The sequence below is a fragment of the Streptomyces fildesensis genome, assembly GCF_016107395.1.
In the GTDB taxonomy this organism is placed as follows: domain Bacteria; phylum Actinomycetota; class Actinomycetes; order Streptomycetales; family Streptomycetaceae; genus Actinacidiphila; species Actinacidiphila fildesensis.
The window spans coordinates 1-643 of the sequence record NZ_JAAIKO010000156.1; the positions used below are offsets into that span (position 1 = coordinate 1).

The 643-nt window shown below is 67.3% G+C and carries 1 protein-coding gene; it reads right to left on the bottom strand.

Annotated features, from left to right (window positions below):
* Window positions 1-629 (bottom strand): IS630 family transposase (locus C6N31_RS42370; protein WP_198359640.1); only part of this gene is annotated, 629 nt, incomplete at its 3' end.
* Between the last annotated feature and the right edge of the window lie 14 nt (window positions 630-643).

Sequence of the window (643 nt, forward strand, 5' to 3'; positions counted from 1 at the left end):
CGGACGTAGTCATGGGTGGCTCGCTCGGGAACTCCGGGCATCATCGGCAGCACGGGCTGGGACCGGTCCAGGGCCTGGATCTGCGACTTCTCGTCCACGCAGAAGACCAGGGCCCGCTCGGGCGGGTCCAGGTAGAGACCGACGACATCATGGACTTTGTCCACGAAGTACGGATCCGTCGACAACTTGAAGGTCTGCGACCGGTGCGGCTGCAGGCCGAACGCCCGCCAGATCCGCGACACCGTCGACTGCGACAAGCCCATTTCCTTCGCCATCGAACGGGTCGACCAGTGCGTCGCGTTCTTCGGCGTGGATTCCAGCGTCCTGGTGACCACCGCGGCGACCTGCTCGTCCGTCACTGTCCTGGGGCCACCCGGACGCGGCATGTCACCCAGGCCGGCAATCCGGAACTGTACAAACCGGGCCCGCCAGCGCCCCACCGCCTGCGGTGTGGAACCGAGTCGAGCCGCCACGTCCTTGTTCGGGACACCGTCAGCACACGCCAGAACGATCCGACACCGCAGGGCCCACGCCTGCGGCGTGGAACGACGCCGCACCCACTCCTCGAGCGCGGCCCGTTCCTCATCCGACAGCGTCAACTCGGCCTTCGGCCGCCCCATCCGTGCCATAGGCCAAGCCTACA